Here is a 2,755-nt window from a genome sequence, read left to right as displayed (position 1 = left end):
CCTGCTCCTGCTCCTGCTCCTGCTCCTGCTCCTGCTCCTGCTCCTGCTCCTGCTCCTGCTCCTGCTCCTGCTCCTGCTCCTGCTCCTGCTCCTGCAACAGTTTTGAAAACCGCTGAGAGAAAGGAAAGTATCGTTGAAAAAATTGCAGAACTGGAACTACGGCTCAGAGAAGACAAACGGAACGAAATCGTAGAAAAGATTCTTCAAAAGAATGCAGTCAAACAGCAAAAGCATCTCAGGCTCACCGGCTGGATTCCCTTTTTACAACGGCTCATAGAGCTTCTCAGAAAATATGGAAGGAGCATCCTCCACAAGGTTCCTACAAACTTCTCAGAAGTCTATTCAACACATCATCTGAAACCCGCAAGAAAAATTCGTTTATAGACAGCTAGTTGTAAACACCTTTCGTAACCACACTCTATTCTCTAGTAATAAATTTGTGTTTAGTCAAAAAAATATTGATCGTTATTACAGATCGATAAAGTAGTTATGATAGATATAAACTATCAAGCAACAACCATCGATCGGTACAAGCAATTTTACTAAAGCGAGCCGGTCATCGAGAATCTCTGTAAACGCACCATTTAATCTTCCACCCTGGGGTTGATATGAAAGACGAAACAATAAAGTGCCCGTTCTGCTTTACACAAAGTCCTCATGGTGTGCGGATTTGCAAAGGGTGTCATGCAAAGGTTGCTTACGGTGAAAGCCCGCTCAGTGTGGCATTCCTGTTTCAATTCGTGGCATTTGGTCTCGCGTGGTTAGCATTTTCGTGGACCGACAGCACTCTTGTATCAGTCATTACGTTTTTCGTAAGCATCATTATTCTTATCTATAAAATCAAAAGAATGTATGCAGACAGAGTTGTTTTTATACGGTGAAATTAATTTCACACAATCGCAAACATAAAATGAGAAAGTAAATGAACCGATTTATAACGTCCTCTTTTTTTATTATTGTCTTCCTGCTTTCTGGCTGTTCAACATCAGGGAACCAGAACCTTAAAAACGAAACACCACAAAGCCTCCAGTCAAAGATCATTAAAAACAAAACAACTAAGACGGAATTACTCTCTAAGTTAGGTGAGCCTGATACAAGAACCACACTCGATGACGGAAATGAGCAGTGGAAATATTTCATGACTAACAATCAGTTCAGTGCAACGACTTTCATTCCAGTTGTGGGGCTGTTTACTGGCGGTTCTCAGACTCAGTCTAAAACTCTTGAGATCGACTTCAAGGGAGAGACCGTAAGTAAATGGACTTTCTCCTCTGATAACAACAACACCAAGACTGGTATTCTTAATTAATTATTTCTGGATAAGAAAATGAAAATATACTCAATCCTCACAGTTTTCCTTACCACACTTCTTTTAACCGCATGTAACAGTGAGCCATCCCAAGACGATATATACACTGCTTTCAAAAGTGTCGTAGATAGATCAAATGCAAGTATGAAAGCTCTGAACTCAAGTATTCCCGAAAAAGACCTTTTGAAAATTGATTATGTAAAAAAAGTTAGTTGCACAGAAGAAGCAAATAATGTTTATAACTGCATTGTCGATGCCTCAATTAGCAATATGAAACAGACAAAGCCTGTTAAGCTTGTGAAAGCTGATGGTATCTGGAAAGAAGTTCAGTAGTAGCCTATATCAAGAAGTCTCTTTTAGCCCCTGCATAGGGGCTATTTATTGCCTATAACCTGACGGTTCTTACGCGAACTTCATGGGTTAACTCTTTCTCAATTACTTTCATTTCATATTGTGCTCTGACAGTAGCATAGATTTCCTCTGCTTTTTCTTGATTGTTATCTATGTAATTAACAAGCGAGTTTAGTTCCCTAATAACTCCTTCTTTATTATTTAATCGTTGTAGAAGATTGCTTGTCAGACTTTTGTATACCGAGCTAAACATAGTCATTATGTTATCAATATTACGATTGGATTTGGAATAAATCCTTTTAGGGTAGAAATACTTCAAATGGTATCCCACAAAAATTAAGTAAAGCTGGTATGAGAAATTTTTATCACCTGGCTGGTATCGTTTTGAGATATATTTATCGACGATAATGATAAGTTGCTCTTCCAGAGTAAACTCTGGATAGATAATGTTCTTGTCCATAAAATGCATCCTTGCATTAGTTAAATAGTCTTCCTGACCATATATTTATATTTATCGCATTTATTTAACTTGTCAATAGGTGTAACCTATCAAATATTATTTTTTATTAAATGGCCTATTCAACTGTTCCATAGTAAGACCGTGTCTATAAGCATTATACTGCCAATAGCTAAATTGCTCTTTGTATCTATTGTTCTGTTTTTTCAACATTTCGTTTTCGGCTTTAAGGTTTATTATTTGTTGTGCCGCAATAGTTAAGTTAGCTGGTTTCTTTAGACCAGATTTTTTCAAATTGGACAAACTTTTCTTTATTCTATATGCTTCAACAACTTCATCATGAGCACTTAAAGATTGCCTTGTGATAGTTCTGTTTAGATTCTTATACACTGATTCACATAAATCACTCCATGTGATTTTACCGTCCCAAGTCAGTATAATGTGTTTAATTTCCTTTATTTCACTCCTGTTCAAATGTTTTGCCATAAGTATCTCCTGTTTTAATTATTCAAAAGCTTATTAATTCTTTCCAAATTTTTTTCATGGTGTTGCAACCATTTGTCTGCACCATAATCACCATTTTCATAAGCGATCTGAGTTATTCTCTTTAATTGCATTACTTTCTCTCGGACAGATTG

5 protein-coding genes and 1 pseudogene are annotated in these 2,755 nt (G+C 36.9%); 4 read left to right on the top strand and 2 right to left on the bottom strand.

The window, feature by feature from the left end:
* The 4 genes and pseudogenes from DFO52_RS23400 to DFO52_RS22970 all read left to right on the top strand — a co-directional run.
* Positions 1-384 (top strand): annotated as a pseudogene (locus DFO52_RS23400) (relaxase); the annotation flags it as partial.
* A 224-nt stretch (positions 385-608) separates the two neighbouring features.
* Positions 609-881, top strand: coding sequence for a hypothetical protein (locus DFO52_RS23395; RefSeq protein ID WP_000651083.1), 273 nt, complete (start codon positions 609-611; stop codon positions 879-881).
* A 41-nt stretch (positions 882-922) separates the two neighbouring features.
* Positions 923-1,309 carry a hypothetical protein gene (locus DFO52_RS22975; protein ID WP_024170863.1) on the top strand — a complete coding sequence of 129 codons (387 nt, stop codon included), beginning with the start codon at positions 923-925 and terminating at the stop codon, positions 1,307-1,309.
* A gap of 18 nt (positions 1,310-1,327) precedes the next feature.
* Positions 1,328-1,642, top strand: a complete 315-nt coding sequence (locus DFO52_RS22970) for a hypothetical protein (RefSeq protein ID WP_061379606.1) — start codon at positions 1,328-1,330, stop codon at positions 1,640-1,642.
* Between the two features lie 52 nt (positions 1,643-1,694).
* On the opposite strand, the gene DFO52_RS22965 is transcribed toward DFO52_RS22970, so the two are convergent.
* Together DFO52_RS22965 and DFO52_RS22960 are read right to left on the bottom strand one after the other, a co-directional pair.
* The gene (locus DFO52_RS22965) at positions 1,695-2,120 is read right to left on the bottom strand and encodes a hypothetical protein (RefSeq protein ID WP_022065655.1); all 426 of its coding nucleotides are present in this window, start codon (positions 2,118-2,120) and stop codon (positions 1,695-1,697) included.
* 96 nt (positions 2,121-2,216) lie between these two features.
* Positions 2,217-2,603 carry a hypothetical protein gene (locus tag DFO52_RS22960; RefSeq protein ID WP_133551268.1) on the bottom strand — a complete coding sequence of 129 codons (387 nt, stop codon included), beginning with the start codon at positions 2,601-2,603 and terminating at the stop codon, positions 2,217-2,219.
* Between the last annotated feature and the right edge of the window lie 152 nt (positions 2,604-2,755).

The organism is Enterobacter sp. AG326, from assembly GCF_004362415.1.
Lineage (GTDB): Bacteria > Pseudomonadota > Gammaproteobacteria > Enterobacterales > Enterobacteriaceae > Enterobacter > Enterobacter asburiae.
This window is presented reverse-complemented; position numbering and strand designations above follow the sequence as displayed.

Excerpts from the sequence above, each read along its gene's own strand:
- DFO52_RS23395 (WP_000651083.1), top strand. The coding sequence starts at position 609 with ATGAAAGACGAAACAATAAAGTGCCCGTTCTGCTTTACACAAAGTCCT.
- DFO52_RS22975 (WP_024170863.1), top strand. The coding sequence starts at position 923 with ATGAACCGATTTATAACGTCCTCTTTTTTTATTATTGTCTTCCTGCTT.
- DFO52_RS22970 (WP_061379606.1), top strand. The coding sequence starts at position 1,328 with ATGAAAATATACTCAATCCTCACAGTTTTCCTTACCACACTTCTTTTA.
- DFO52_RS22965 (WP_022065655.1), bottom strand. The coding sequence starts at position 2,120 with ATGGACAAGAACATTATCTATCCAGAGTTTACTCTGGAAGAGCAACTT.
- DFO52_RS22960 (WP_133551268.1), bottom strand. The coding sequence starts at position 2,603 with ATGGCAAAACATTTGAACAGGAGTGAAATAAAGGAAATTAAACACATT.